19 protein-coding genes and 1 tRNA gene are annotated in these 22,277 nt (G+C 66.3%); 12 read left to right on the forward strand and 8 right to left on the reverse strand.

Features of this window, described 5'->3' with window-relative positions:
* Positions 1 to 8 precede the first annotated feature (8 nt).
* Positions 9 to 422 (reverse strand): hypothetical protein, encoded by a 414-nt coding sequence (locus tag DOL89_RS07105; RefSeq protein WP_119678503.1) that lies wholly within the window; start codon positions 420 to 422, stop codon positions 9 to 11.
* 134 nt (positions 423 to 556) lie between these two features.
* Here DOL89_RS07105 and DOL89_RS07110 point away from each other — a divergent pair, with 134 nt between their 5' ends.
* Positions 557 to 1,198, forward strand: coding sequence for a DsbA family oxidoreductase (locus DOL89_RS07110; RefSeq protein ID WP_119678504.1), 642 nt, complete (start codon positions 557 to 559; stop codon positions 1,196 to 1,198).
* Here DOL89_RS07110 and mfd read toward each other — a convergent pair.
* Positions 1,188 to 4,847 carry a transcription-repair coupling factor gene (gene mfd / locus DOL89_RS07115; RefSeq protein WP_225889936.1) on the reverse strand — a complete coding sequence of 1,220 codons (3,660 nt, stop codon included), beginning with the start codon at positions 4,845 to 4,847 and terminating at the stop codon, positions 1,188 to 1,190. The genes DOL89_RS07110 and mfd overlap by 11 nt on opposite strands.
* 163 nt (positions 4,848 to 5,010) lie before the next feature.
* Here mfd and DOL89_RS07120 point away from each other — a divergent pair, with 163 nt between their 5' ends.
* On the forward strand, positions 5,011 to 5,445 hold the full coding sequence (locus DOL89_RS07120) for a GFA family protein (RefSeq protein ID WP_119678505.1): 435 nt from the start codon (positions 5,011 to 5,013) through the stop codon (positions 5,443 to 5,445).
* On the opposite strand, the gene DOL89_RS07125 is transcribed toward DOL89_RS07120, so the two are convergent.
* Together DOL89_RS07125 and DOL89_RS07130 are read right to left on the reverse strand one after the other, a co-directional pair.
* Positions 5,442 to 5,660 carry a hypothetical protein gene (locus DOL89_RS07125; RefSeq protein WP_119678506.1) on the reverse strand — a complete coding sequence of 73 codons (219 nt, stop codon included), beginning with the start codon at positions 5,658 to 5,660 and terminating at the stop codon, positions 5,442 to 5,444. The two genes, DOL89_RS07120 and DOL89_RS07125, sit on opposite strands and share 4 nt — an antisense overlap.
* Positions 5,661 to 5,795: 135 nt before the next feature.
* Positions 5,796 to 7,814 carry a response regulator gene (locus DOL89_RS07130; RefSeq protein WP_162937371.1) on the reverse strand — a complete coding sequence of 673 codons (2,019 nt, stop codon included), beginning with the start codon at positions 7,812 to 7,814 and terminating at the stop codon, positions 5,796 to 5,798.
* A 158-nt stretch (positions 7,815 to 7,972) separates the two neighbouring features.
* Here DOL89_RS07130 and DOL89_RS07135 point away from each other — a divergent pair.
* A tRNA-Ser gene (locus tag DOL89_RS07135) sits at positions 7,973 to 8,062 on the forward strand.
* A 62-nt stretch (positions 8,063 to 8,124) separates the two neighbouring features.
* Here the strand turns inward: DOL89_RS07135 and DOL89_RS24770 are convergent.
* Entirely contained in the window at positions 8,125 to 9,486 is a 1,362-nt protein-coding gene (locus DOL89_RS24770; protein ID WP_162937372.1) for a M10 family metallopeptidase C-terminal domain-containing protein, read from the reverse strand.
* On the opposite strand from DOL89_RS24770, the gene DOL89_RS07150 reads away from it, so the two are divergent.
* The 4 genes from DOL89_RS07150 to DOL89_RS07165 all read left to right on the forward strand — a co-directional run bounded on the left by DOL89_RS07150 (position 9,412) and on the right by DOL89_RS07165 (position 16,482).
* Complete coding sequence (locus DOL89_RS07150; RefSeq protein WP_162937373.1) at positions 9,412 to 12,105, forward strand: M1 family metallopeptidase; 2,694 nt, start codon at positions 9,412 to 9,414, stop codon at positions 12,103 to 12,105. The two genes, DOL89_RS24770 and DOL89_RS07150, sit on opposite strands and share 75 nt — an antisense overlap.
* Before the next feature lie 12 nt (positions 12,106 to 12,117).
* Entirely contained in the window at positions 12,118 to 13,968 is a 1,851-nt protein-coding gene (locus DOL89_RS07155) for a DUF885 domain-containing protein (protein WP_119678511.1), read from the forward strand.
* A 43-nt stretch (positions 13,969 to 14,011) separates the two neighbouring features.
* Positions 14,012 to 15,883 carry a DUF885 domain-containing protein gene (locus DOL89_RS07160; RefSeq protein ID WP_162937374.1) on the forward strand — a complete coding sequence of 624 codons (1,872 nt, stop codon included), beginning with the start codon at positions 14,012 to 14,014 and terminating at the stop codon, positions 15,881 to 15,883.
* A gap of 194 nt (positions 15,884 to 16,077) precedes the next feature.
* The gene (locus DOL89_RS07165; protein ID WP_119678513.1) at positions 16,078 to 16,482 is read left to right on the forward strand and encodes a hypothetical protein; all 405 of its coding nucleotides are present in this window, start codon (positions 16,078 to 16,080) and stop codon (positions 16,480 to 16,482) included.
* A 97-nt stretch (positions 16,483 to 16,579) separates the two neighbouring features.
* Here the strand turns inward: DOL89_RS07165 and DOL89_RS07170 are convergent, their stop codons facing one another.
* Positions 16,580 to 17,086 carry an OsmC family protein gene (locus DOL89_RS07170; RefSeq protein ID WP_225889937.1) on the reverse strand — a complete coding sequence of 169 codons (507 nt, stop codon included), beginning with the start codon at positions 17,084 to 17,086 and terminating at the stop codon, positions 16,580 to 16,582.
* Between the two features lie 276 nt (positions 17,087 to 17,362).
* On the opposite strand from DOL89_RS07170, the gene DOL89_RS07175 reads away from it, so the two are divergent.
* Both DOL89_RS07175 and DOL89_RS07180 read left to right on the forward strand, forming a co-directional pair.
* Complete coding sequence (locus DOL89_RS07175) at positions 17,363 to 17,785, forward strand: response regulator (RefSeq protein ID WP_119678514.1); 423 nt, start codon at positions 17,363 to 17,365, stop codon at positions 17,783 to 17,785.
* A 193-nt stretch (positions 17,786 to 17,978) separates the two neighbouring features.
* A complete protein-coding gene (locus DOL89_RS07180; RefSeq protein ID WP_119678515.1) occupies positions 17,979 to 18,314 on the forward strand; it encodes a hypothetical protein in 336 nt (111 codons plus the stop codon).
* Positions 18,315 to 18,393: 79 nt separating this feature from the next.
* On the opposite strand, the gene DOL89_RS07185 is transcribed toward DOL89_RS07180, so the two are convergent.
* Positions 18,394 to 18,813, reverse strand: a complete 420-nt coding sequence (locus DOL89_RS07185) for an acyl-CoA thioesterase (protein ID WP_119678516.1) — start codon at positions 18,811 to 18,813, stop codon at positions 18,394 to 18,396.
* Between the two features lie 103 nt (positions 18,814 to 18,916).
* On the opposite strand from DOL89_RS07185, the gene parE reads away from it, so the two are divergent.
* The 3 genes from parE (at position 18,917) to DOL89_RS07200 (ending at position 22,077) form a co-directional block, all read left to right on the forward strand.
* Positions 18,917 to 20,908 (forward strand): DNA topoisomerase IV subunit B, encoded by a 1,992-nt coding sequence (gene parE, locus DOL89_RS07190; protein WP_119678517.1) that lies wholly within the window; start codon positions 18,917 to 18,919, stop codon positions 20,906 to 20,908.
* A gap of 38 nt (positions 20,909 to 20,946) precedes the next feature.
* Positions 20,947 to 21,450, forward strand: coding sequence for a GNAT family N-acetyltransferase (locus tag DOL89_RS07195; RefSeq protein ID WP_119678518.1), 504 nt, complete (start codon positions 20,947 to 20,949; stop codon positions 21,448 to 21,450).
* A 90-nt stretch (positions 21,451 to 21,540) separates the two neighbouring features.
* Positions 21,541 to 22,077 (forward strand): isochorismatase family protein, encoded by a 537-nt coding sequence (locus tag DOL89_RS07200; protein ID WP_119678519.1) that lies wholly within the window; start codon positions 21,541 to 21,543, stop codon positions 22,075 to 22,077.
* A gap of 27 nt (positions 22,078 to 22,104) precedes the next feature.
* Here DOL89_RS07200 and DOL89_RS25825 read toward each other — a convergent pair whose 3' ends face one another.
* Positions 22,105 to 22,230: a hypothetical protein gene (locus DOL89_RS25825; RefSeq protein ID WP_263973577.1), complete on the reverse strand. Its 126-nt coding sequence runs from the start codon at positions 22,228 to 22,230 to the stop codon at positions 22,105 to 22,107.
* Between the last annotated feature and the right edge of the window lie 47 nt (positions 22,231 to 22,277).

The following is a 22,277-nucleotide window of genomic DNA, read 5'->3' on the forward strand; positions in this document are numbered from 1 at the left end:
CAACGCACTCACTTGCGGCTGCGGAATGCCGCAGCGAGCGTCTTCATCGCGCTGGCCTGATCCGGGCTGACCTCCGCGCCGCTCGCTGCATTGGCCAGCGGCGCCCGCTCACCCTGGCCGATCTGGGCGACCAGCGCATCGAGCGCGGTGGGAGAAAGGCGGCGCTGGGGCCGCGCACTGCCGCGGGACGCTGCGACCGGAGCGGAACTCCTGGCAATAACGGCGTCGCCATCCTTTGTTGCCCGCGCCACGCGCTCAACGGCGCTGCCGGCGATTGCCTTCAGGAATGGCTGCGCGAGGCCCCGCAGGAGTTGCTCATCCTCCAGCGCCATGGCGATCAGGATGCGTTGCGCCTGACCGCGGCTTCCGCCGGCCGACCGCAATGCCTCCCGCACTTTGAGCGTAACGTAAGTGTCGCCCATCTCGGTACTCCCTCCGGCCGCGCATGGTCCAAAGGTACCGGAGGCCGACCGTGACGGAAATGGGGAATCGTCATGCCGCAGGCGTTCCATTCCTACTCGCCAGCCGGACACGCCGGGGATACTCTCCCACCATCATGCTGATCGAGATTTATGTCGACCTGATCTGTCCCTGGTGCCTGATCGGCAAGCGCCGCCTTGACCGTGCGCTGGCGGAACGGCCGCGCATGCCCGTCGATCTGCGCTGGGCCGCCTTCCAGCTCAATCCCGACATGCCGAAAGGCGGCATGGACAGGGCGCGTTACATGGCCATGAAGTTCGGCGGCGCCGACCGGGCTGCCCAAGTCTACCAGATGATCGAGCGGGCAGCCCGCCGCGATGGGCTGGAGGTGCGCTTCGACCGGCTGCGCCGCACGCCGAATACAGCCGACGCGCATCGAATGGTGCGGCTGGCCGATGGCTACGGCCTCTCTACCGCCATGGTGGATGCGCTGTTCCAGGCCTATTTCTTCGAGGAGCTGGATATCGGCGACCGGGAGGTGCTCTCCGCCCTCGCCGCCCGCCTGGGCATCGACCGGGAGGAAGCGGCCCGGTACCTCGCCTCCGACAAGGACGTCATTGCTGTACGCAACAGCGACATCCAGGCCCGCCAGCTCGGCATCCAGGCCGTGCCCTACTACATCTTCAATCGCCGCTACGGTGTCGCCGGCGCCCAGGAGGTGGAAACCTTCCTTCCCCTGCTGGACATCGCCGCCGAGGTTCCGACCGTCAGCGCCTAGAATTGATCGGCCGCCAGGGAGCGGTGTTCCGGCCGCGCACCGCTGGCCGGAAATTCTTCGGCGGCTCCGGCGGCGGGGGTGGAGGCGGCGGCGGGGCCGGCATGTCGGCCACCTTCTCCCCCGCCGCCATCTGCGCCAGCGCCTGCATGAACTGCCGCGTCCCGGCCATCCTGGTCTCCGGGCTGTCCCAGGGCCGCAGCAGAACCAGCTTGTGGTCCGGGCGCAGCTTGGCCGTGCCGGCCTGGGACTGGATGAACTCCACCAGCCGGCTTGGATTCTTGAAGCTGTTCTCGCGGAAGCCGGCGACGGCGCCCTTCGGCCCGGCATCCAGGCTTTGGACCCCGGCCTCCTTGCACAGCCGCTTGATCTCCACGAGCTTCAGAAGATTGTCCACCTCCTCCGGAAGCGGGCCGAAACGGTCGATCATTTCGGCTGCGAACGCATCGATCTCCTGCCGGTCCACCAGATCGGAGACGCGGCGATAGAGGGTCAGCCGCTCCCCCAGATCGGGCACATAGGCTTCCGGGATCAGCACCGGCATGCCCAGATTGATCTGGGGCGACCAGCTTTCCTGCATGGGCGGCCCGCCGTCGCGGCCCTGGCGGGCAGCGGCCACCGCCTCCTCCAGCATCTGCTGGTACAGCTCCACCCCGACCTCGCGGATCTGGCCGGACTGCTCCTCGCCCAGCAGGTTGCCTGCGCCGCGGATGTCCATGTCGTGGCTGGCGAGCTGGAAGCCGGCCCCGAGGCTGTCCAGCGTCTCGATGACGTGCAGCCGCTGGGTGGCCGTGGCCGACAGCACCGTGCGGGGCTGATAGGTCAGGTAAGCGTAGCCGCGGGTCTTGGACCGGCCGACGCGGCCGCGGATCTGATAGAGCTGGGCCAGGCCGAACAGATCGGCGCGGTGAACGATCAGCGTGTTGGCGTTGGGGATGTCCAGCCCGCTCTCGATGATGTTGGTGGCCAGCAGCACATCGTACTTCGCCTCGTCGAAGGCGGTCATCACCTCCTCCAACTGGGTGGCCGGCATCTGGCCGTGCGCCACTACCACCTTCACCTCCGGCACCAGCTCCTCCAGCCGGAGGCGGATCTTCTCCAGATCCTCGATGCGCGGGCAGACATAGAAGCTCTGCCCGCCCCGGAAATGCTCCCGCATGATCGCTTCGCGGATCACCACCGGATCGTAGGGCAGCACGAAGGTCCGCACCGCCAGCCGGTCCACCGGCGGTGTGGCGATCAAGGACAGCTCGCGCACGCCGGACAGGGCCAGTTGCAGCGTGCGCGGGATCGGAGTCGCGGTCAGGGTCAGCACATGGACATCGGCCCGCAGCTCCTTCAGCCGCTCCTTCTGCTTCACGCCGAAATGCTGCTCCTCATCCACGATGACCATGCCGAGATTCTTGAACTGCAGGGTCTTGGACAGGAGCGCATGGGTGCCGACCACGATGTCCACCGTGCCGTCGGCCAGCCCGGCCTTGGCCTGGTTGACCTCCTTCGTGGTCGCCAGCCGCGACATGTGCGCGATGTTCACCGGCAGGCCGGCGAAGCGCTGCTCGAAGGTGCGGCTGTGCTGCCGGGCCAGCAGGGTGGTCGGCACGACCACGGCCACCTGCATGCCGTTCATCACCGCCATGAAGGCGGCCCGCAGCGCCACCTCCGTCTTGCCGAAGCCGACATCGCCGCAGACCAGCCGGTCCATGGGCCGGCCGCTGCCGAGATCGCCAATCACGTCCTGGATGGCGTTGAGCTGGTCCTCGGTTTCGGCGAAGGGGAAGCGGGCGCAGAACTCGTCCCAGGCGCCGTCGGGAATCTCCACCGGCTGGGCCGTGCGCAACTGCCGCTCCGCCGCGATGCGCAGCAGGGCGTCCGCCATGTCCTTCAGCCGCTTCTTGACGCGCGCCTTGCGCGACTGCCAGCCGGCCCCGCCCAGCTTGTCCAGCGTCGCCCCCGATTCCTCGGAGCCGTAGCGGGACAGCATCTCGATATTCTCGACCGGGACATAGAGCTTGTCCCCGCCCTCATAGATGATGCGCAGGCAGTCGTGCGGCGCGCCGGTGACGGTCAGGGTCTCCAGCCCGTCATATTTGCCGATGCCGTGGTCGATATGGACGACGAAGTCGCCGGGATTGAGGCTTGCGGCCTCCGCGATGAAGTTGGCGGCGCGCCGCTTCTTCTTCGCCCCCGTCCGCACCAGACGGTCGCCGAGGATGTCCTGCTCGGTGATGACGGCCAGGTCCGGCGTGACGAAGCCGTGATCCAGGGCCAGCACGACCAGGGCCGTCACGTTCCGCTTCAGCTCCCCCACCTCGGCCCAGGCTTCCACGGTCTTGACCCGATCGACGCCATGTTCCTTCAGCAGCGCCAGCAGGCGGTCGCGGGCACCGGTGGAATAGCCGGCGATGACGACGCGCCGCCCCTCCGCCTGCAAGGCTCCGATATGCTCCTTCAGCACCTCGTAGACATTGACGCCCTGCTGCACCCGGGCTTCGGCGAAGTCGCGACCCTTGCGCCCCTGCGCATCCAGCAGATCGGGATTGACCCCGCCCTCCACCGCGGCGAAGGGGGAGAGCTGGCCCACGGCGCGGGCGTTCAGATGCAGGTCCCAGGCGCCACCGTCCAGGAACATCAGGTTGGGCGGCACCGGCTTGTAGACCGGATTGCCGGACTGCTTCTCCGCCTCCTTCAGGGTGCGGCGGGCCTGATGGAAGTCGCCGATCTGCGCCAAGCGCTGGTCCCGCGCCTCCTCCGCGTTCGGGTCCAGGCTGACGGCCGCATCCGGCAGATAGTCGAAGATCGTTTCCAGGCCGGAATGGAACAGGGGCAGCCAGTGCTCCATCCCGCCATGCTTGCGCCCGGCGCTGACCGCCTCATAGAGCGGATCGTCGCCCATCACCACGCCGAACAGCTCGCGGTAGCCGCTGCGGAAACGCTGGATCGACATCTCGTCCAGGAACACCTCCGACATCGGCTTGAGCGTGAAGCCGTCCCGCTTCTCGATGGTGAGCTGGGTCATGGCGTCGAAGGTGCGCACCCCGTCCAGCTCATCCCCGAACAGGTCCAGGCGCAACGGCTCCGCCGATCCCGGCGGGAACAGGTCGATGATGCCGCCGCGGATGGCGTATTCGCCCGGCTCCCGCACCGTCTGGGTCCGGGTGTAGCCGTTGTTGGCCATGAAGCGGTTCAGCTCGTCCGTGCTGATCCGCTCCCCCACCTTGGCGCGGAAGGTGGCGTTCCGGAAGGCGAGGCGCGGCGGCACCTTCTGAAGCGCCGCATTCACCGTGGTGATCACCAGCAGCGGCTTCGTCTCCGCCGGCGCGGTCTTCCCCTTCGGCTTGGCCGCCCGCTCCATCATGCGGGTCAGCGCGTCGATGCGCCGGGCCACGATGTCGCCATTGGGGCTGACCCGGTCATAGGGCAGGCAGTCCCAGGCCGGGAACTGCACCACCTCCACCTCCGGATCGAAGAAGGCCACCGCCTCTGCCAGCCGCGCCGCCCGCGCATCCTCCACCGCCACATGAAGCAGCCCGGCCGGCCCCGCGCTACGGGCAAGCTGCGCCAGCACCCTTGCATCCTGCCCTTCCGGCGCGCCGGCGATCAGGACGCGGCGGGGAGCACCGGGGTCGAGGGCGAGGCTTTGATCGATCTTCACGGAACAGGCTCGTCTATCAAGGGGCTTCAGCGGGCGCCGGGACGCTAACTAATAGCGACGATCCGCCGGGCGGCAAGAGTGGACGGCACGCAAGCACGCGACGCCAACGCGCCGCCGCGCGTGTTATGCCATCGCAAACATGCCTCCAGCCGGATTTCCGGACATGACGGACGATCTTCACGGCGGGTGTCTCTGCGGCGCGGTACGTTACCGGATTTCCGGAGCCATCGCCGCGACCGGCGTTGCCTACTGCCATTGCGGCATGTGCCGCAAGGCGTCCGGCGCGCCGGTCATGGCCTGGGCCACATTTCCGGCTGGTGCGGTCTGGCTGACCGGCGGTGCGCCGGCGAGCTACGCATCGTCGCCGAAGGCATTGCGGCAGTTCTGCCCGAACTGCGGCACCCAGCTCTTCTTCACCTACACGGAGGGGGAGCCGGAGTTCGACGTCGCCATCTGCACCCTGGATGATCCGTCCCTGCTCCCGCCCCGCTATCATATCTGGACGGCAAGCATTCTGCCCTGGTTCGAGACCGCGGACAGCCTGCCGCGGCATACGGATGACGGTCCGGACTGGTCTCCCTATCGAGCTGGCCGTTAGAGGTCGGTCTGGGCGACCTGGGGACGGCTGAGGCAGGATTGCAGCCTCTCCGCCCGGCTGGCCGCGTCCGACGCCCAGGATGCCTGGACAAGGGCGACGCAATTGGTGAAATCAGGGTGTTCATCCACAAGGCTGGCATGGCGCATGGCCGGGCCGCCCGTACCGGCACAGGCGGAGAGCATCAGGACGAGGAGCAGGGCACTGGCGGTTTTCATGGGATCGTCTCCCGGCGGAAATGACGATCCCATCTACACACCGCTGTGTTTCTGGCCTGTGTCTTCCCGCACAGGGCACTCCAAGCTTGGCGCAACGCAGGAATGCATGCTTGCCGTCCGACGGCAGTGCGGGTGCTAGCCGACCATCTCCGCCGCTTCCTGCCCGGCCGGCACGGCAATCCACCGGCGGATGCATCTGTCCAACTGCGCCAGATCGACAGGCTTGGAAAGGAACCCGTCCATTCCAGCCGTCAGGCAGCGCTCATCCTCCCCTGCCATTGCGCTGGCCGTCAGGGCGATGACTGGCGTTCGGCGGCCGGTTTCCGCCTCCTCCCGTCGGATCGCCTCCGTCAGCTCGAATCCGTCCATCTCCGGCATATTGCAGTCGGTGAGGACCAGCGCGTACCGGCCGGTGCGCCATGCCTCCAGCGCGGCCGCCCCGTCCGGCAGGATGTCGCAGGCCAGCCCCAGCAGCGTGAGCTGGCGGCGGATGACCATCTGGTTGATCTCCTGATCCTCAGCGACCAGCACCAGCCGGTCCGCCGTCAACGGCGGGACAGGAGGCGGAGGCGGCGCCTGCGGAGTTGCGGCGCACGGGCGCGTGCCCGCGGAACCGACAGCCGCCGCAACGGCCGCCAACAGCGGCAGGCGCCGCACGGGACGGGCGACGATCTGCACGTCCGCAGGCATCCCCTCAGGCTTCGCCTCGTGCTCGGCAAGAAGCACGGACGGCCCGTCATTTCCGAACGCCGGCCAGGAGGACCCAGGCGGCAGGCTGCGGATGATGACGTCCGCCGACCCCGCCCTGACCGTCTCCGCGCCTGCATGGCCGAGATAATCCGCAACGGTTCCAGCCAGCACAGGATTCGGGATTTCCAGGCGGACCCGGAGCCCTGCCACCGCCGGCTCGCTGTCCGCGCCGGACTCGGGCAGTTCTGCCCCTCTCTCCAGATCGAGCCAGAACCAGAAGGTAGAGCCACAGCCAGGACGGCTATCCAGGCCGATTTCTCCGCCCATCAGCTCAACGAGGCGGCGACAGATGGAAAGACCGAGCCCTGTGCCGCCGAAGCGGCGACTGGTGGATCTCTCCGCCTGGGTGAAAGGCTGGAACAGCTTGCTCTGCATCTCATTGGGGATGCCGATGCCGGTGTCGCTGACTTCCACCCGCACGCGGACAGAGTCCCACGGAGCGTCCGGCACTATCCTGGCCCGCACGCTGACGCTGCCCGTCTCGGTGAACTTGATGGCGTTGCCCGTCAGGTTGAAAAGAATCTGGCGGAGCCGAACCGGGTCGCCCATCAGCAGGTCCGGCATTGCGGGGTCCACATGGACGTGGAGCGCAAGCCCCTTCCCGTGCGCGTTGGGAGCCACGGTCTCGGCCACGCTCTCGACCAGAGCCCCGATATTCACGGGAAGCCGGTCGATATCCATTCGCCCGGCCTCGATCTTGGAGAAATCCAGGATGTCGTCGATGATGCGCAGCAGAACCCCAGCCGAGTCCCGCGCCGTGCCCAGCATCTCAAGCTGGTCGGCATCGAGGCCCGAATGCGACAACAGCTCCAGCATCCCCAGCACCCCGTTCATGGGCGTGCGGATTTCATGGCTCATGGTCGCGAGGAAGCTGGATTTCAGCCGGCTGGCGGACTCGGCCGCACGGGCATTGCGGATGTTGTCGTAGCTGCGCAACGCCGTGATGATGGTGATGAACAGCTTCTCCGACGTCAGCTCGGTCTTCGATTTATAGTCGTTGATGTCGTAGTTCAGGATGACCTCGCGCACCGGCGCCTGTCCCGGCTGCCCGGTACGGAGCACGATCCGCATGTCCTGGTTCGCGAAATCCTCCCGGATGCGCCGCGCCAGACGCAGACCGGCGTCATCCGTCTCCATCACGATATCGACCAGCGCCACGGCGATATCGTCGCGCCGGCGCAGCAGCTCCTCCGCCTCCAGCGCGGATCTTGCCATCAGCAGTTCCAGAGGCCGGTTCTTGTAACGCAGCCTGCCCAGGACGAGGCGGGTCATGATGCGAACCTCCTCGTCGTCATCCACGACGAGGATCGGCCAGGGCGGTGCATCCTGCGCCGCCGGCTGGTCCGGAGCGATTCCTTCCTGGTCTTCCGTCAGGAACAGGGAGTCCAGATCGTCGCCATCCATGCGCATGCCACCTGCTTGACGCGCCGGGCCGGCAAGGCGGCCCCGCCCCGTCCAACCCGCCGGCCCTCTTATATCACGCATCGCGCAGCAGACCAGCCCGCGGCGGCGAAGAGCCCTCTTGCCGTCCGCGCGGACTATCGTTACCTGTTGGCCCAGCCGGATGGGTGGCCGAGTGGTTTAAGGCAGCGGTCTTGAAAACCGCCGTGGGTGAAAGCCCACCGTGGGTTCGAATCCCACCCCATCCGCCATTTCCGAATAATCTCCTCTCCGCGAAGGAAGCCGGACAGTTCCGGCTTCCCTGGTCCGGTGATCAGCCGATCAGGATGTCCCGTGCCGAGAGGCTCTCGATCGCGACGAGTTGGATCGAGTTCTCCGCGTCGAAGGTGATCCGCAGGCCGTCGGTCGTGCGTTCGAATAGAGATCGCACGTCGCTGAAATCGTCGAAGTCGAAAGCCCTCAGGTCGATCCGGTCGCGGCCCGGTTGGAAATCCCAGATCCGGTCGTTGCCATTGTCCGGCGCGAAGACGAACCGGTCCCTGCCGGTCTGTGCGATGTCGCGCACCTGGAAAGCGTCGCCATACATGGTGTCGTCGGCAAAGGTACCGCTGACCAGGACATCGTTTCCGCCCCTGGAGCGTTCCTCCAGGGTTACGCCGTCGCCATACATGAAGTTTTGCGTCTCCGGCTCACCTGCTCCCCGCCGGCCATCGGCGCCGATCACACGGTCGTTTCCAGCTCTTGCCCGCCCCACAAGGCTGGTTGCGTCGCCAGCGAGGCTGTTGGTGGCACCGGTTGCGCCGATCACCACATCGTCGCCGCCCCGGCTGTTCCCCGACATCCTTTCCGCATCGCCCCTGAGATTGTTCGCGACCCTGCCGCTGGCGAGCAGGATGTCGTCCCCGCCGCGGGCACGGCCGGAGATTTCACCGGCATCGCCGATGCCGGCCGCGAACCTTTCACCGCCTACCCAGATCACGTCATCGCCGCCACGCGCCCGATCCTGCAGCGTGAAGGCGTCGCCGCTGACCTGTGCCTCGTTCAAGGCGGAGGCACGTATCCTGTCATGGCCGCCGCGCGCACGCCCCTCGATAACCAGCGCATCGCCGACCACCTCAAGCTCATCGAAACGGACAGCCAGGATGCGATCATTGCCGCCGCGCGCATGGTCGTGCAGCTCACGCGCATCGCCGATCAGACGACCGGCTCCGATGTCTTCACCATCAACACGTATCCGCTGTCCACGGGCACGGGCATGTCCGTCTAGGTCGCCGTTCGTGTCTCCGAAGAGAGCAAACCCTTCGTTCTCGCCGTCGATGATAATGGGCATGGCAGCCTCCTTGAGCGTGCGGTCCACGCCCCAGGAATCTTTACGCCTTGCTGGTCCACGCGGCAGAGGGGCTTCGGGGATCACCTCCAGCGGAAGAAATACATTCAACTTCTCTGAAATTGTACTCTTGCCGCGCAGGCCCTGCCCGGGCCGGCACAGCCTTCCGCACCGGGCTTCTGTTTCAATCCTGTAACAGTCTCCGCCTTGCTCCACCGCATCGCGGGCCGATAGGCTCCCCTCCGAAATTGGGCGGGGAGCGATATGCGGATCATGGTTCGGGCCCTTGCGGCCGTGCTGCTCTTTCTCACCGGGATGACGGGAGTCGCCTTCGCGCACGGCGCGCATGGCGACGTTCCGACCGGCAAGCTGCCGGACGGGGTCACGCCGCACCATTACAGGCTGGACCTTGCGCTCGATCCCGACATGGATGGCTTCACCGGAACCGTGGTCATCACGGTGGAGCTTGCATCCCCGCAGGAGACGGTCTGGCTGCACGGCAAGGACCTGCGCGTTTCCTCCGTCACCGCGACCCCGGCCACGGGCGGAGCGCCCGTCCAGGGCAGATGGGAGCAGGTGGAGAAGGACGGCGTGGCCCGGATCACCTTCCCCGAACCGCTTGCAGCCGGACGGCATGACCTGACCATCGCCTATTCCGCGGATTACGACCGCCGGCTTCGCGGAATCTACAAGACCACGGAAGATGGCAGAAGCTACCTGTTCTCCCAGTTCCAGGCGATCTCAGCCCGCCTTGCCTGGCCGGGCTTCGACGAGCCCCGCTTCAAGACGCCCTTCGACATCATCCTCACCGTGAAGGAGGGGCACGAGGCGGTCACCACCACGCCGCTGGCCGCGGAGGAGACGTTGCCGGACGGGCAGCGTCGGCTGACGTTCCAGCGGACCAAGCCCCTGCCCACCTACCTGCTCGCCTTCGCCGTCGGGCCGCTGGACATCGTGGAATGGGAGGCGCTGCCGGCCAACGAGGTGCGCGACCATCCCGTGCCGCTGCGCGGCGTCACCGTCCGCGGCAAGGGAGACCGGATCAGGACGGCGCTGGCCGATACGGCCGGAATGTTCGCCGAGATCGAGCGGTACTTCGGCATTCCCTATCCCTACGAGAAGCTGGACCTGATCGCAGCGCCGGATTTCGGGGCGGGAGCGATGGAGAATGTCGGCGCGATCATCTATCGGGAGCAGCGCATCCTGGTGGATGAGAGCACGCCGTTGCAGGACCGTCGCAGCTACGCCATCACCCACGCCCACGAGCTGGCGCACATGTGGTTCGGCAATCTGGTCACGCCGGCTTGGTGGGACGACATCTGGCTGAACGAGAGCTTCGCCACATGGATGAGCATCAAGGCCGTCAGCGCCTGGCGGCCAACAGAGGAGTTCGGGCGGGAAACCCAGCGGCTGGCGATCGAAGCCATGAGCGTCGACAGCCTGGAGAACACCCGTCAGATCCGCCAGCCGGTCGCGGGCGTACATGAAATCTCCAACGCCTTCGACTGGATCACCTATCGCAAGGGCGGCGGCGTGCTGAGCATGATGGAGGCCTATGTCGGAGAGGAGATGTTCCGCAAGGCCATCCGCTACCACCTCACCCGCCATGCCCACGGAGTCGCCACCTCCGACGATTTCTTCCAGTCCATTGCGGACACCGTGGGGGATTCCCGTATCGTCGCGGCGCTCCGCTCCATGGTGGACCAGCCCGGCCTGCCGCTGATCTACATGGATGTGGCCTGCACCAGCCCTGAAAAGGCCGAGGTCACGTTGCGGCAGGAGCGGTATCGGCCGGTCGGCTCCGGCATCCGGCAGGGGCAGAGCTGGTCCCTGCCCGTCTGCCTGCGTCCCGGCCCGTCCGATGCCGACGTGACCTGCGTGCTGATGGACAAGCCGCAGATGAAGGTGGATCTGCCTGTCGATACCTGCCCGACAGCCCTTGTCCCGAATGTGAACGGCGCGGGCTACTACCGGGCCGATCTGGCCGGTCGCAGCCAGGAGGAACTGCTGAAGCTTCTGCCGGCACTTCCCCCGGCGGAACAGATCGCAGCGCTGGACAGCCTGTGGGGAGGCCTGAACGCCGGGCGCGCGGAAATGCCGGATTTCCTGGCCGCCGTCCGCGCCCTTGCCTCCTCCGGAGACTGGGACGTGGCGACCGCGGCGCTGCCGGCTCTGGACATTATCCTCGACACGGTCATCGACCCGGCTGACCGCCCCTTCCTGGAGGAGCAACTGGCCGGCCTGTACCGCCCGGCGCTGGACCGGATCGGCCTGCTGCCCGGCGGGGCGGCGGACCGGGAAAGGCCGCAGAACACGGCGCTCCTGCGCGGCCGCCTCGTCTCCTTTCTCGCATTCGAGGCGCGTGATCCGTCCGTCCGGGCGGAGCTGCTGAAGCTCGCCAGGATTTATACCGGCTTCGGGGGGACTGAAGCCGATCCGTCCGCCGTTCCGCCCGATCTCGCCGGTTCGGCGCTGGGAGTTGCCGCGCAGGAGCTTGGGAAGCCCTTTGCCGAACACCTGAAGGGCATCCTTGCCACTTCCACGGATGCGATTCTTCGTGAACAGGCGCTGGATGCTCTCAACGGGATCACCGACCCGGAATTGTCCGCCGAGGTCCGCCAGCTCGTCTTCTGGGAAAAGCTCCGCACCAACGAGGTTCGGCGGCTGCTGGAGCGCCACGGAGGGGAACCCGCAAACCGTGATCCGATGTGGGACTGGGTGAAGGCGAACCTTCCGGCGCTTCAGGAGAGACTGGGCCAACCCGGCCTGCGTACGATCGTCCAGGCCGTGGACGACGGCTGCACCGCCGAACGACGTGACGAGGTGGAAGCGCTGTTCGCGCCAGTCGTGGCGGATATTCCCGGCGGCCCGCGCGCACTGGCCCAGGCGCTGGAGCGGATCAGCCTCTGCGCCGCGCTGGTGAAGGCCCAGCGCCCCGCCATCGGCGCTCTGCCGAAGATCAATTGAGAGGAGCGGCAGATGAATGGAATGACGCCGGGTTCACCCATCGCGCGGCGGTCAGTGCTGAAGCGCGGTGCGGCGCTGACGGTGCTGGCCGCCCTTCCCGCCCTGCCGGCCGCCGCCCTTGCGCAAACCGGGGACCCGGAAAGCTGGCTGGATGCATTCTTCGAGGAGGCTTACCGCGACGCCCTCTCCCGGTCCCCGGAATGGGAGACGATGCTGGGGCTGAACGGCGCCGCGAACGACCGCTGGAATGAGGTGAGCGAGGCTTTCGATGCCGAAAGCCACAAGCTGGAGGTGGAGCGGCTGGCCAGGATGCGGGCGGAGGTCGATCCGGCTGGCCTGTCCGACCGGGCCCGCATGAACTACCGCCTGTGGGAGTACAGGGCGGAGGAGAATATCGCCGCCTACCGCTGGCGCAATCACGACTATGTGCTTGAGCATTTCAACGGCCGGCACAGCGGGATGCCGTCGCTGCTGATCAACAGCCAGCCGGTGCGTGATCCCGGCCATTTCGCTGCCTGGGAAGCGCGGGTCGGCCGGATCGGCAGCGCCGTGGATCAACTGATCGCGGCGGCCGAGCGGCAGGCCTGCGCGGGCGTGATCCCACCCCGCTTCTCTTTGGAGAAATCCCGCGACGCCGTGCTTGGCACGTTGCGGGGTCGTCCCTTCCAGAAGGACGCGACGGAGGACAGCGCGCTCCTGGCCGACATCAAGGCGAAGATCGAGGGAATGGATGTTCCCGCCGGTGAGAAGGCCGAACTGTCGGCACGTGCGGAAGCGTCGCTCGAGCGGTCGTTCGGTCCGGCCTACCGGCGGCTGGCCGATCATATCGGCACGCTCCATGCGCGGGCGACGGACGATGACGGTGTCTGGAAGCTGCCCGACGGGGCGGAGTTCTATCGCTTCTGCCTGAAGCGGCATACGACGCTGGAACTGGACCCGGACGAAGTCCATGCCCGCGGGCTGGCCGAGGTCGCGCGTATCCATGGGGAGATGCAGGCCATCATGCGGCAGGTCGGCTGGAGCGGCGACCTCCAGTCCTTCTTCCGCCATCTGCGGGAGGACCCGCGCTTCTACTACCCCGACACGCCGGAAGGGCATGCGGCCTATCTCGCCGAGGCGGAGCGCATCCTGGCAGAGGTGCAGGCGTCCTTGGACGGGCAGTTCGGCATAAAGCCGAAGGCCCCGGTGATCGTCCGTCGGTTCGAGCCGTTCCGCGAGGCATCGGAGGCCATCGCCCGTTACAGCCCCCCGGCCGCCGACGGGTCGCGTCCGGGCACCTACTATGTCAATTTCTCCAACATGCGCGAGATGGCCCGCTTCCAGATGGAGTCGCTGGCCTTCCATGAGGCCGTGCCCGGCCACCATCTGCAGATCGCTATCGCGCAGGAGATGACCGATCTCCCTACCTTCCGGCGCTTCGACTGGCACAACGCCTATGTGGAAGGCTGGGCGCTCTACAGCGAGCGGCTGCCAAAGGAGATGGGGTTCTATAAGGACCCCTACGCCGATTTCGGTCGGCTGACCTTCGAACTCTGGCGGGCCATCCGGCTGGTGGTGGATACCGGCATCCATGCCAAGCGCTGGACCCGGCAGGAGGCCATCGACTACTTCGCCGGAAACTCGGCCGTCCCGCGGGAATCGGCTGAGCGCGAGATCGACCGCTACATCGTCTGGCCGGGCCAGGCCTGCGGCTACTATCTCGGCCTTCTGAAAATCCTGGAACTACGCGGGAAGGCTGAGACGGCGCTTGCCGACCGCTTCGACATCCGCGGATTCCATGACGCTATCCTCCGCAACGGCTCCGTCCCGCTGCCCATCCTTGAGGATGTGGTGGCGGACTGGGTGGCGAGCCGCCGCGCCTGACCGACTCTTTACAGACTCAGACCAGAAAACCAGGGAACATCCGATGCGACTTCATGCCCGCCTCCGCAGCGCTGCACTCGCCGGCGCGGCCGCACTTTCCCTTCTCTCCGCCGGTGGTTCCGCCTGGGCGCAGATGGCCCCGCCCCAGCCGCTGGAGATCGGCGCTGCGGCCAAGCCCTCCTCCAAGGGCGATGTCCAGGCGCTGAACGCCTTCTTCGAGCAGGCTTTCCAGGAAGGGCTTGCCCTGTCGCCGGAGTTCCAGACCCAACTCGGCCAGAAGACCAATTACGGCCTCTGGGACAACAATTCGGACGAGATGGCGGAAGCTCAGGTCGCACGCACGCAGGCCATGCTGCGGCACCTCCGCGAAGGCTGGGACCCGGCCCAGCTCCCGGAGTCCGCGCGCCTCAACTACCGCATCTTCGAGGAGCAGGCCGAGCGGCAGATCGAGGCCCACGAGTGGCGGCGACACGGCTACGCGCTGAACCATCTCTATGGCCGCCACACCGGCATTCCCTCCCTCCTTATCAACCAGCACCGGGTGGACAGCGCGGAGGATGCGGAGGCCTATATCTCCCGCCTCGGCAAAGTGCCCTATGTGCTCGGCCAGACGATCGCGAACGCGAAGGCCAGCGAGGCCATGGGCGTCATCGCCCCGAAATTCTCGCTTGAGAAGATGCTGCCCGACGTTCGCTCCGTCATCTCCGGCGCGCCGTTCGAGGAGGGCAAGCCCGACAGCGCCATCTTCGCCGATTTCAAGACGAAGGTCGGCGCGCTGAAGATCGATCAGGCGGCCAAGGACGACCTGGTCGGGCGTGCCCGCGAGGCGCTGCTGACCAAGGTGGCTCCGGCCTATAAGGAGCTGGCCTCCGTGGTGGAATCGCAGATCGGCAAGGCAACGGACGAGGACGGCGTCTGGAAGCTTCCGGACGGCCGCGACTACTACCGCTTCGAGCTGAAGCAGTCGACGACCACCGACATCGATCCCGACGAGGTCCACCGCATCGGCCTTCAGGAAGTCGAGTCCATCCAGAAGGAGATGCTCTCCATCAAGGACAAGGTCGGCTTCAAGGGCGACCTGCAGGCCTTCTTCGAGCATCTCCGCTCCGACCCGCAGTTCATCTACCCCAATACCGACGAGGGCAAGGAAGCCTTCATCCGGCAGGCGGAGACCTATATCGATGCCTTCCGGCCCAAGCTGGACGGGCTGTTCATCACCAAACCGAAGGCCGACCTGATCGTGAAGCGGGTCGAGGCGTTCCGGGAGAAGTCGGCGCCGCCCGCCTTCTACAACCGTCCCGCCCTCGACGGCTCACGCCCCGGCATCTTCTACGCCAACCTGTACGACACGAAGGAGCTGCCGAAGTGGAGCCTGGAGGCCATCGTCTATCATGAGGCGATTCCCGGTCACCACATGCAGATCGCCATCGCGCAGGAGCTTCAGGACATCCCGACCTTCCGCAAGTTCGCTTTCTTCGGCGCCTATACGGAGGGCTGGGGCCTCTATGCCGAGCAGTTGCCGAAGGAGCTGGGTTTCTACAAGGACCCCTACAGCGATTTCGGCCGGCTGAACACGCAGATATGGCGCGCTGTGCGGCTGGTGGTGGACAGCGGCATCCACGCGAAGAAATGGACCCGACAGCAGGCCATCGACTATTTCGTCGCCAACACCCCGCTCTCCCGCGAGGTCGCGACGCGCGAGGTGGACCGCTACATCGTCAATCCGGGACAGGCCACCAGCTACTATATCGGCCTGCTGAAAATCCTGGAGCTGCGGGACAAGGCGAAGAAGGAGCTGGGCGAAAGCTTCGACCTGCGTGCCTTCCATGACGCCCTCATCACCTCCGGCGCTGTTTCCTTGCCGGCGCTGGAGACGCTGGTGGACAGTTGGATCGCCGAGACGAAGCGGAGCTGAGCGCCGCGGGGACAGTCGCGATTATGGTGTGCGCCCCTGCTCTTTCGGGCAGGGGCGTACCGCAGGGCCGGCGCAGGCGTTGACCGAGAGGTGGTTGCGTACAGGTATCGTCCGAGGGGCTGCAAGAACCGGCCGCGCGGAGGCCGGGCCGCGGCCCCTTTGGATCTGCGACCATCCGAAAGGCGGAATCCGACATGCACCTCCCCCGCATCTTCGCCAGCGCCCTCTCCGTCGCCCTGCCTGCAGCCCTGCTTCTGACCGTCAGTCCAGCGAGTGCCGCCGAGTTCGAGGGCGACTACGTCGTCACGGGCGAGATGGAAGGCGGTCGCGGCTACAAGGGGGTCGCCAGGGTCGCCAAGACCGGCGACACCTACACCATCGCCTGGAAGATCGGGCAAGAGAGCCATCTCGGCACCGGCATCCTGTCCGGCGGCCAGCTCTCCACGGTGTTCGTCGGCGCCGGTATTCCCGGCGTCGCGGTCTACCGCCGTTCGCCGGATGGCAAAGTTCTGGGCGTCTATACGCAGTTCGGCGGAACGCAGACGGCCATCGAGACCTGGGAACCCGTGCCGGCCGCCGAAGGCCAGTCCAGCCGCTGACCATATGCGGCTGGGTGAAATGGACCGGATGGGGAGGAGGTCGCCGGAAAGACGCCTCCAACCTCTCCGGGCCGGAAGCCCACGGGAATCGTCGCCGTCAGGCGATCACGGCGCTGACGGCGGGCGGCGCTTTGAGGGTCTGGTAGATCACGCAATACCGCTCGGTGAGCTTGATCAGCGTGGCCTTCTGCTCCTCGTCGAGGTCGCCCTCCAGTTCGAATCGCAGCCGCACTTCGCGGAAGCCGACGGGCGCGTCCTTGGCGACTCCGAGCGTTCCCCGGAAGTCCAGGTCGCCCTCGGCCAGCACACGCCCGCCAGAAACCGGAAGCTCCAGTGCTGTCGCCACGGCCTTCAACGTCACGCCCGCACAGGCGACCAGAGCCTCCAGCAGCATGTCGCCGGAACAGGCGAGGTTCCCAGGACCTCCAGTCGCCGGATGAAGGCCGGCTTCCACCAGGGCGCGGCCGGTGTCGACCTTGCAGACCAGGGCGTCGCTGTCCAAATCCCCGCTGGCCCGCAATGTGAGAACGGCAGCGTCCGGCGCGTCCTTGTATTTCTGCTTCAAAGGCGCCTGAAGGGAACGCAGCTCCTCTGCCTTCATCATCTCTCTCCCTGTCTGTTTTTGGTGAATTCGAGTATCGGCCGGCTATCCCCCCACGGCCCTGCTGGCCTTCATACAACAGCATCAAAGGGCCGTTCCGCTTCCTCGAAGGATATGCTAGGCCATTGGTCGTACCCGAGCGGACGAGTTGCCGCCCGAACTTGAATGCGTTAACCAGTTTGAGACTTGTTCGGTGGATAAAACATCAGCCGATACGCACTCTAAGATAGTGACCGTCCTGGTCGCTTGGACCTGATGCGAACGGACCGCCCACTCGTCATGGACCCCGAAGGTTCCACCTCATCCGGCAGCCCCCGAACCCGCATAATGATTGTGGAGGATGACGCGCTTGTCGGCTTGGGAATCAAGCTGACCGTCACCGAACTCGGGTACGATGTGGTCGGCATTGCCGCGTCCGAACCGGAAGCGATCAAGCTGGCGGATCAGACGCATCCGCGGCTTGCGCTGATGGACATCAGGCTGCGCGGACCGGTGGACGGCATCGATACGGCGCGCCGGTTGCGCTCGGAATACAACATCCGCTCCATCTACCTGTCCGCCTATGCGGACGAACCGACCTTGAGCCGCGTCGCACAGACCTACCCTCTGGGTTTCGTGCAGAAGCCCTATTCGGCCAACCAGCTGAAATCCGCCTTGGAACTCGCCGTGCGCAGATTGGGCGACGGCGGAGAGCCTTCCTGACCGAGGCATTTCCGTTCACCGGTCTTCGTCTCTCCCTTGTCACGGGCGGAGATGAACAATCAAGGGCGGCAGCAGCGCGATATTTTGCCTTTCCCCGTGTTTAGGTGGCGTGAGGGCGCTATGAGCCGCTGAACGGCCGCATAGCGTCAAAAGAACGAAAAGACTGCCACCTCTCGGGATTAAGGAGATCACGATGCGTGCGAAGCTCTTGGCCATTTCGAGCGTGCTCGTCCTCGGACTGGCCGCTTGCGGCGACGACACGAATACCGCGGACACCGAAGCCGTTGAGCCGCCCGCCGCTACGTCGGAAGCGCCTCCGGCCGAGCCTGCCGCACCGCCGCCGGTCGAGGAGCCGGAAGTCGCCGGCCCGACGGGTGCGACCGAGACCGAAGATCCGAACGTGACCACCTTCGGCGGTGGCCCCGGCCCGACGACCACGACGGGCGGCGAGGCCCCGGACCCGGCTGCTCCTCCGGAGGAGATGGAGGAGGAGCCCGCCACGACCCCGCCGGCGGGCGGCGGTCAGTAATCACTGCCAGGCAGGCGAATGCCCGGGCGGCAGCCTCAGCCGCCCGGCGCATCGTCGATACGGCCCCGGACCTGTTCCGTCACTCAGGCGGAACCGGCCGGGGTTTCCTGTCTTCTCCGATGGCGACGAAGGTGAAGACGCCTTCCGTCACCTTGTACCCATCGGGATTTCCCCAGGCCCGCACCCAGGTCTCGATCAGGACCTTGATCGAGGTATTTCCGACCTTCAGGATGCGGCAGTAGCAGTTCACCTCATCGCCCAGGCTGATCGGACGGTGGAACTTCATCGCCTCGATCCCGACGGTGGCCACCTTGCCCTTGGCGCGCTTCGCGGCCACGGCGCCCCCGGCGAGATCCATCTGCGACAGCACCCAGCCGCCGAAGACGTCGCCATTGCCGTTCAGGTCGCGCGGCATGGTGAAGGTGCGGAGGGCCGGCGCTTCGTTCTCGAAGTCCGGAGCGCCCTGCGACGTCGCATCGCCGCGTTCGGTCTGGTCCATTTTCTCCTCTTGGATCAATAAGCTACAAAATCTTGTAGGCGGCCCTAGGCCCGTATACCGCACCTATTGAAGTGTATATGTGGCGGCGCATATAATGTGCCGTATGAGCGACCTTTTCCAGAATACCGCCCGCAAGCAGGACAGCTATTCCGCCGAGGACATCGAGGTTCTTGAGGGGCTGGAACCCGTGCGCCGACGGCCCGGCATGTATATCGGCGGGACCGACGAGCGTGCGCTGCACCACCTTGCCGCTGAAATCCTCGACAACGCCATGGACGAGGCCGTGGCCGGCCATGCCAGCCGCATCGACCTCGAACTCGGCGCGGATGGCAGCATCACCGTGCGCGACAACGGCCGCGGCATCCCGGTCGATGAGCATCCGAAATATCCCGGCAAGTCGGCGCTCGAGGTGATCTTCACCACGCTGCACTCCGGCGGCAAATTCTCGGGCAAGGTTTACGCCACCTCGGGCGGCCTGCACGGCGTCGGCTCCGCCGTCGTGAATGCCCTGTCCGACCGGCTGCATGTGGAGGTCGCGCGCGACCGCCAGCTCTTCACCCAGACTTACAGCCGCGGTGTTCCGCTGGGACCGCTGGTCAATGTCGGCCCGGTGCACAACCGACGCGGCACGGTGGTGAGCTTCCACCCCGACGCGGACATCTTCGGCGAGGGCGCGACCTTCAAGCCGGAGCGGCTGTACCGCATGGTCCGCTCCAAGGCCTATCTCTACCGTGGCGTGGAGATCCGCTGGAGCTGCGATCCGGCGCTGCTGTCCGCCGACAGCGCCGTGCCGGCCGCGGAGACGCTGCACTTCCCTAACGGTCTGCTGGATTATCTGAACGGGGCGCTGAAGGACCGGGCCACGGTCACCCCCTCCCCCTTCGCGGGCGAGGCGACCTTCCCGAACGAGGCCGGCCGGGTCGAGTGGGCGGTCGCCTGGCCCGATGACGACGAGGGCTTCAGCCACACCTACTGCAACACCATCCCGACACCGCTCGGCGGAACGCATGAGGTGGGCCTGCGCTCCGCGCTGACCCGCGCGCTGAAGGGCTATGGGGAGATGGTGCAGAACAAGCGCGCCGCCTCCATCACCGCCGACGATGTGATGGACGGCGCCACGGTGCTGCTGTCCGTCTTCGTGCGCGATCCGCAGTTCCAGGGCCAGACCAAGGAACGCCTGGTCAGCCCGGAGGCGAGCCGCCTGACCGACGTGGCGATCAAGGACCATTTCGATCACTGGCTCTCCGCCAACGCCGCGTCCGCCAAGGCCCTGATCGAGCGGCTGGTCGAGAAGGCCGAGGAGCGCGCGCGCCGCAAGGCGCAGAAGGAAACGGCGCGCAAGACGGCGACCCGCCGCCTGCGCCTGCCCGGCAAGCTGGCCGACTGCGCCCGTCAGACCGCGGACAACACGGAAATCTTCATCGTCGAGGGTGATTCGGCCGGCGGCTCCGCCAAGCAGGCCCGCAACCGGGAAACCCAGGCGATCCTGCCCCTGCGCGGCAAGATCCTGAATGTCGCCAGCGCCTCCATCGAGAAGCTGCGCGCCAATCAGGAGCTGTCCGATCTGGTGCTGGCGCTCGGCTGCGGCGCTGGCAAGGACTTCAGTGCCGACCGGCTGCGCTATGAGCGGGTCATCATCATGACCGACGCCGATGTGGACGGCGCGCACATCGCCAGCCTGCTGATGACCTTCTTCTATCGTGAGATGCCGCAGCTCATCCAGCAAGGGCACCTGTATCTGGCATTGCCGCCGCTCTATCGTCTGGCTGCCGGCAATCTGGTCCGCTATGCCCGCGACGACGCCCATAAGGACGAGTTGATGGCCGGCGAGTTCAAGAATGCGCGCGGCAAGGTCGAGATCAGCCGCTTCAAGGGCCTGGGTGAAATGCCGGCGTCCCAGCTCAAGGAAACCACCATGGACCCGTCCAAGCGGTCCTTGCTGCGGGTGGTTGTCCCGGACCTGAAGGACCCGGACGAAAAGGACGACGCCGACGCCACGAAGGAGTTGGTGGAGAGCCTGATGGGCCGCAAGGCGGAACTCCGCTTCAAGTTCATCACGGAGAACGCCAAGTTCGCGCAGGATCTGGACGTCTGATCCCCGTTTCCCCGAACCCGACGACCCGGCGTGATGCGATGGATGCCCCTGCCCGCCTCGCCATCCGGCCCGAGGAGCCAGAGGACCAGGAAACGATTCGTCTCCTGGTGACCGAGGCGTTCGGCCGGGACGGAGAGGCAGAGCTTGTGGACGGCCTCAGGCGCGACGGCGATCTCGTCCTCTCGCTGCTCGCGACGGATCAGGAGGGCAGCCTGTGCGGCCATCTGGCCCTGTCACGGCTCAAATCGCCGGAAAATGCCCTGGCGCTCGCCCCGGTCGCAGTTTCGCCGCCATTCCAGCGCCGGGGCATCGGCAGCCGTCTTGTCCGCGCCGCCCTGACCCGGGCGCAGCAGCAGGGCTTTTCCATCGTCTTCGTGCTCGGCGACCCTGCTTACTACACTCGTTTCGGTTTCACGGCCCAGGCCGCAGAGCTGTTTTCCAGCCCCTATTCCGGCCCGTGCTTCATGGCGCTTCGCCTGAACGGGCAGTCCAATGAGCCTTCGCCGGTTATTTACGCCGATGCCTTCGGCCGGCTGGGCTGAGCTTTCTCTGAAAGCGACCGTTCGGGACCGTGACGGATCGTCGGATCGGGGCTAGCCTTGACGGGTCCCCACTTGACCAGGACCGGACCGATGCTGCTCACCTCCGCTTCCCGTCTCGCCATCATCGACGTGCAGGCAAAGCTTCTGGCTGCGGTGCATGATCATGAGCGCGTGTTGCAGCGCTGCCGTGTCCTGGCGGAGGCGGCGCGGGTTCTTTCCGTGCCCGCCGTGGCAACGGAACAGAACCCGGCCGGGATCGGCCCGACCGTGGAGACGTTGGCGGAACTGGTGCCGGTCCGCTACGGAAAAACCACCTTCAGCTCGGCGGAAGATCCTGCGTTCCTGGCATGGGCTCAGTCCGGCGGCACAGTGGTGCTCTGCGGGACGGAGGCGCATATCTGCGTCCTCCAGACGGCGCTGGGCCTGCGGGCCAAGGGGATCGAGGTGTCCATGGTCGCCGACGCCACCGGGTCCCGCGATCCGGCGAACAAGGATGCCGCGCTGGCACGCGCGGCCCGCCATGGGGTCGATGTCGTCACAGCGGAGATGGTGCTGTTCGAATGGCTCGGCCGTTACGATCGGCCGGAATTCAAGCAGCTCCTGCCCCTGATCAAGGCGCTGGGCTGAAAGACGCCGGACCGACGGACTGCCGACTCAGTGGTGGCCGTGTCCGTGATGGCCATGGCCGTGACCGCCGCCATCCTTCGGCTTGATGACCGTGATGCACACCGCGCACAGGACGGTGACGATGATGAAGACTCCAAGCGCGGCGATGGACATGGTTCTACCCCGGTTTGCGTGGCCGGACGTTAGCGCTCCGCCACCGT

It is taken from the genome of Indioceanicola profundi (genome assembly GCF_003568845.1).
Lineage (GTDB): Bacteria > Pseudomonadota > Alphaproteobacteria > Azospirillales > Azospirillaceae > Indioceanicola > Indioceanicola profundi.

What these genes read in the sequence shown, in the direction of transcription:
- DOL89_RS07105 (WP_119678503.1), bottom strand. Translation starts at nt 422, where the DNA reads ATGGGCGACACTTACGTTACGCTCAAAGTGCGGGAGGCATTGCGGTCG.
- DOL89_RS07110 (WP_119678504.1), top strand. Translation starts at nt 557, where the DNA reads ATGCTGATCGAGATTTATGTCGACCTGATCTGTCCCTGGTGCCTGATC.
- DOL89_RS07120 (WP_119678505.1), top strand. Translation starts at nt 5,011, where the DNA reads ATGACGGACGATCTTCACGGCGGGTGTCTCTGCGGCGCGGTACGTTAC.
- DOL89_RS07125 (WP_119678506.1), bottom strand. Translation starts at nt 5,660, where the DNA reads ATGAAAACCGCCAGTGCCCTGCTCCTCGTCCTGATGCTCTCCGCCTGT.
- DOL89_RS07130 (WP_162937371.1), bottom strand. Translation starts at nt 7,814, where the DNA reads ATGGATGGCGACGATCTGGACTCCCTGTTCCTGACGGAAGACCAGGAA.
- DOL89_RS07150 (WP_162937373.1), top strand. Translation starts at nt 9,412, where the DNA reads ATGGTTCGGGCCCTTGCGGCCGTGCTGCTCTTTCTCACCGGGATGACG.
- DOL89_RS24770 (WP_162937372.1), bottom strand. Translation starts at nt 9,486, where the DNA reads ATGCGCGCCGTGCGCGAAGGCGACTCCCGTCATCCCGGTGAGAAAGAG.
- DOL89_RS07155 (WP_119678511.1), top strand. Translation starts at nt 12,118, where the DNA reads ATGAATGGAATGACGCCGGGTTCACCCATCGCGCGGCGGTCAGTGCTG.
- DOL89_RS07160 (WP_162937374.1), top strand. Translation starts at nt 14,012, where the DNA reads ATGCGACTTCATGCCCGCCTCCGCAGCGCTGCACTCGCCGGCGCGGCC.
- DOL89_RS07165 (WP_119678513.1), top strand. Translation starts at nt 16,078, where the DNA reads ATGCACCTCCCCCGCATCTTCGCCAGCGCCCTCTCCGTCGCCCTGCCT.
- DOL89_RS07170 (WP_225889937.1), bottom strand. Translation starts at nt 17,086, where the DNA reads ATGATGAAGGCAGAGGAGCTGCGTTCCCTTCAGGCGCCTTTGAAGCAG.
- DOL89_RS07175 (WP_119678514.1), top strand. Translation starts at nt 17,363, where the DNA reads ATGGACCCCGAAGGTTCCACCTCATCCGGCAGCCCCCGAACCCGCATA.
- DOL89_RS07180 (WP_119678515.1), top strand. Translation starts at nt 17,979, where the DNA reads ATGCGTGCGAAGCTCTTGGCCATTTCGAGCGTGCTCGTCCTCGGACTG.
- DOL89_RS07185 (WP_119678516.1), bottom strand. Translation starts at nt 18,813, where the DNA reads ATGGACCAGACCGAACGCGGCGATGCGACGTCGCAGGGCGCTCCGGAC.
- parE (WP_119678517.1), top strand. Translation starts at nt 18,917, where the DNA reads ATGAGCGACCTTTTCCAGAATACCGCCCGCAAGCAGGACAGCTATTCC.
- DOL89_RS07195 (WP_119678518.1), top strand. Translation starts at nt 20,947, where the DNA reads ATGGATGCCCCTGCCCGCCTCGCCATCCGGCCCGAGGAGCCAGAGGAC.
- DOL89_RS07200 (WP_119678519.1), top strand. Translation starts at nt 21,541, where the DNA reads ATGCTGCTCACCTCCGCTTCCCGTCTCGCCATCATCGACGTGCAGGCA.
- DOL89_RS25825 (WP_263973577.1), bottom strand. Translation starts at nt 22,230, where the DNA reads ATGTCCATCGCCGCGCTTGGAGTCTTCATCATCGTCACCGTCCTGTGC.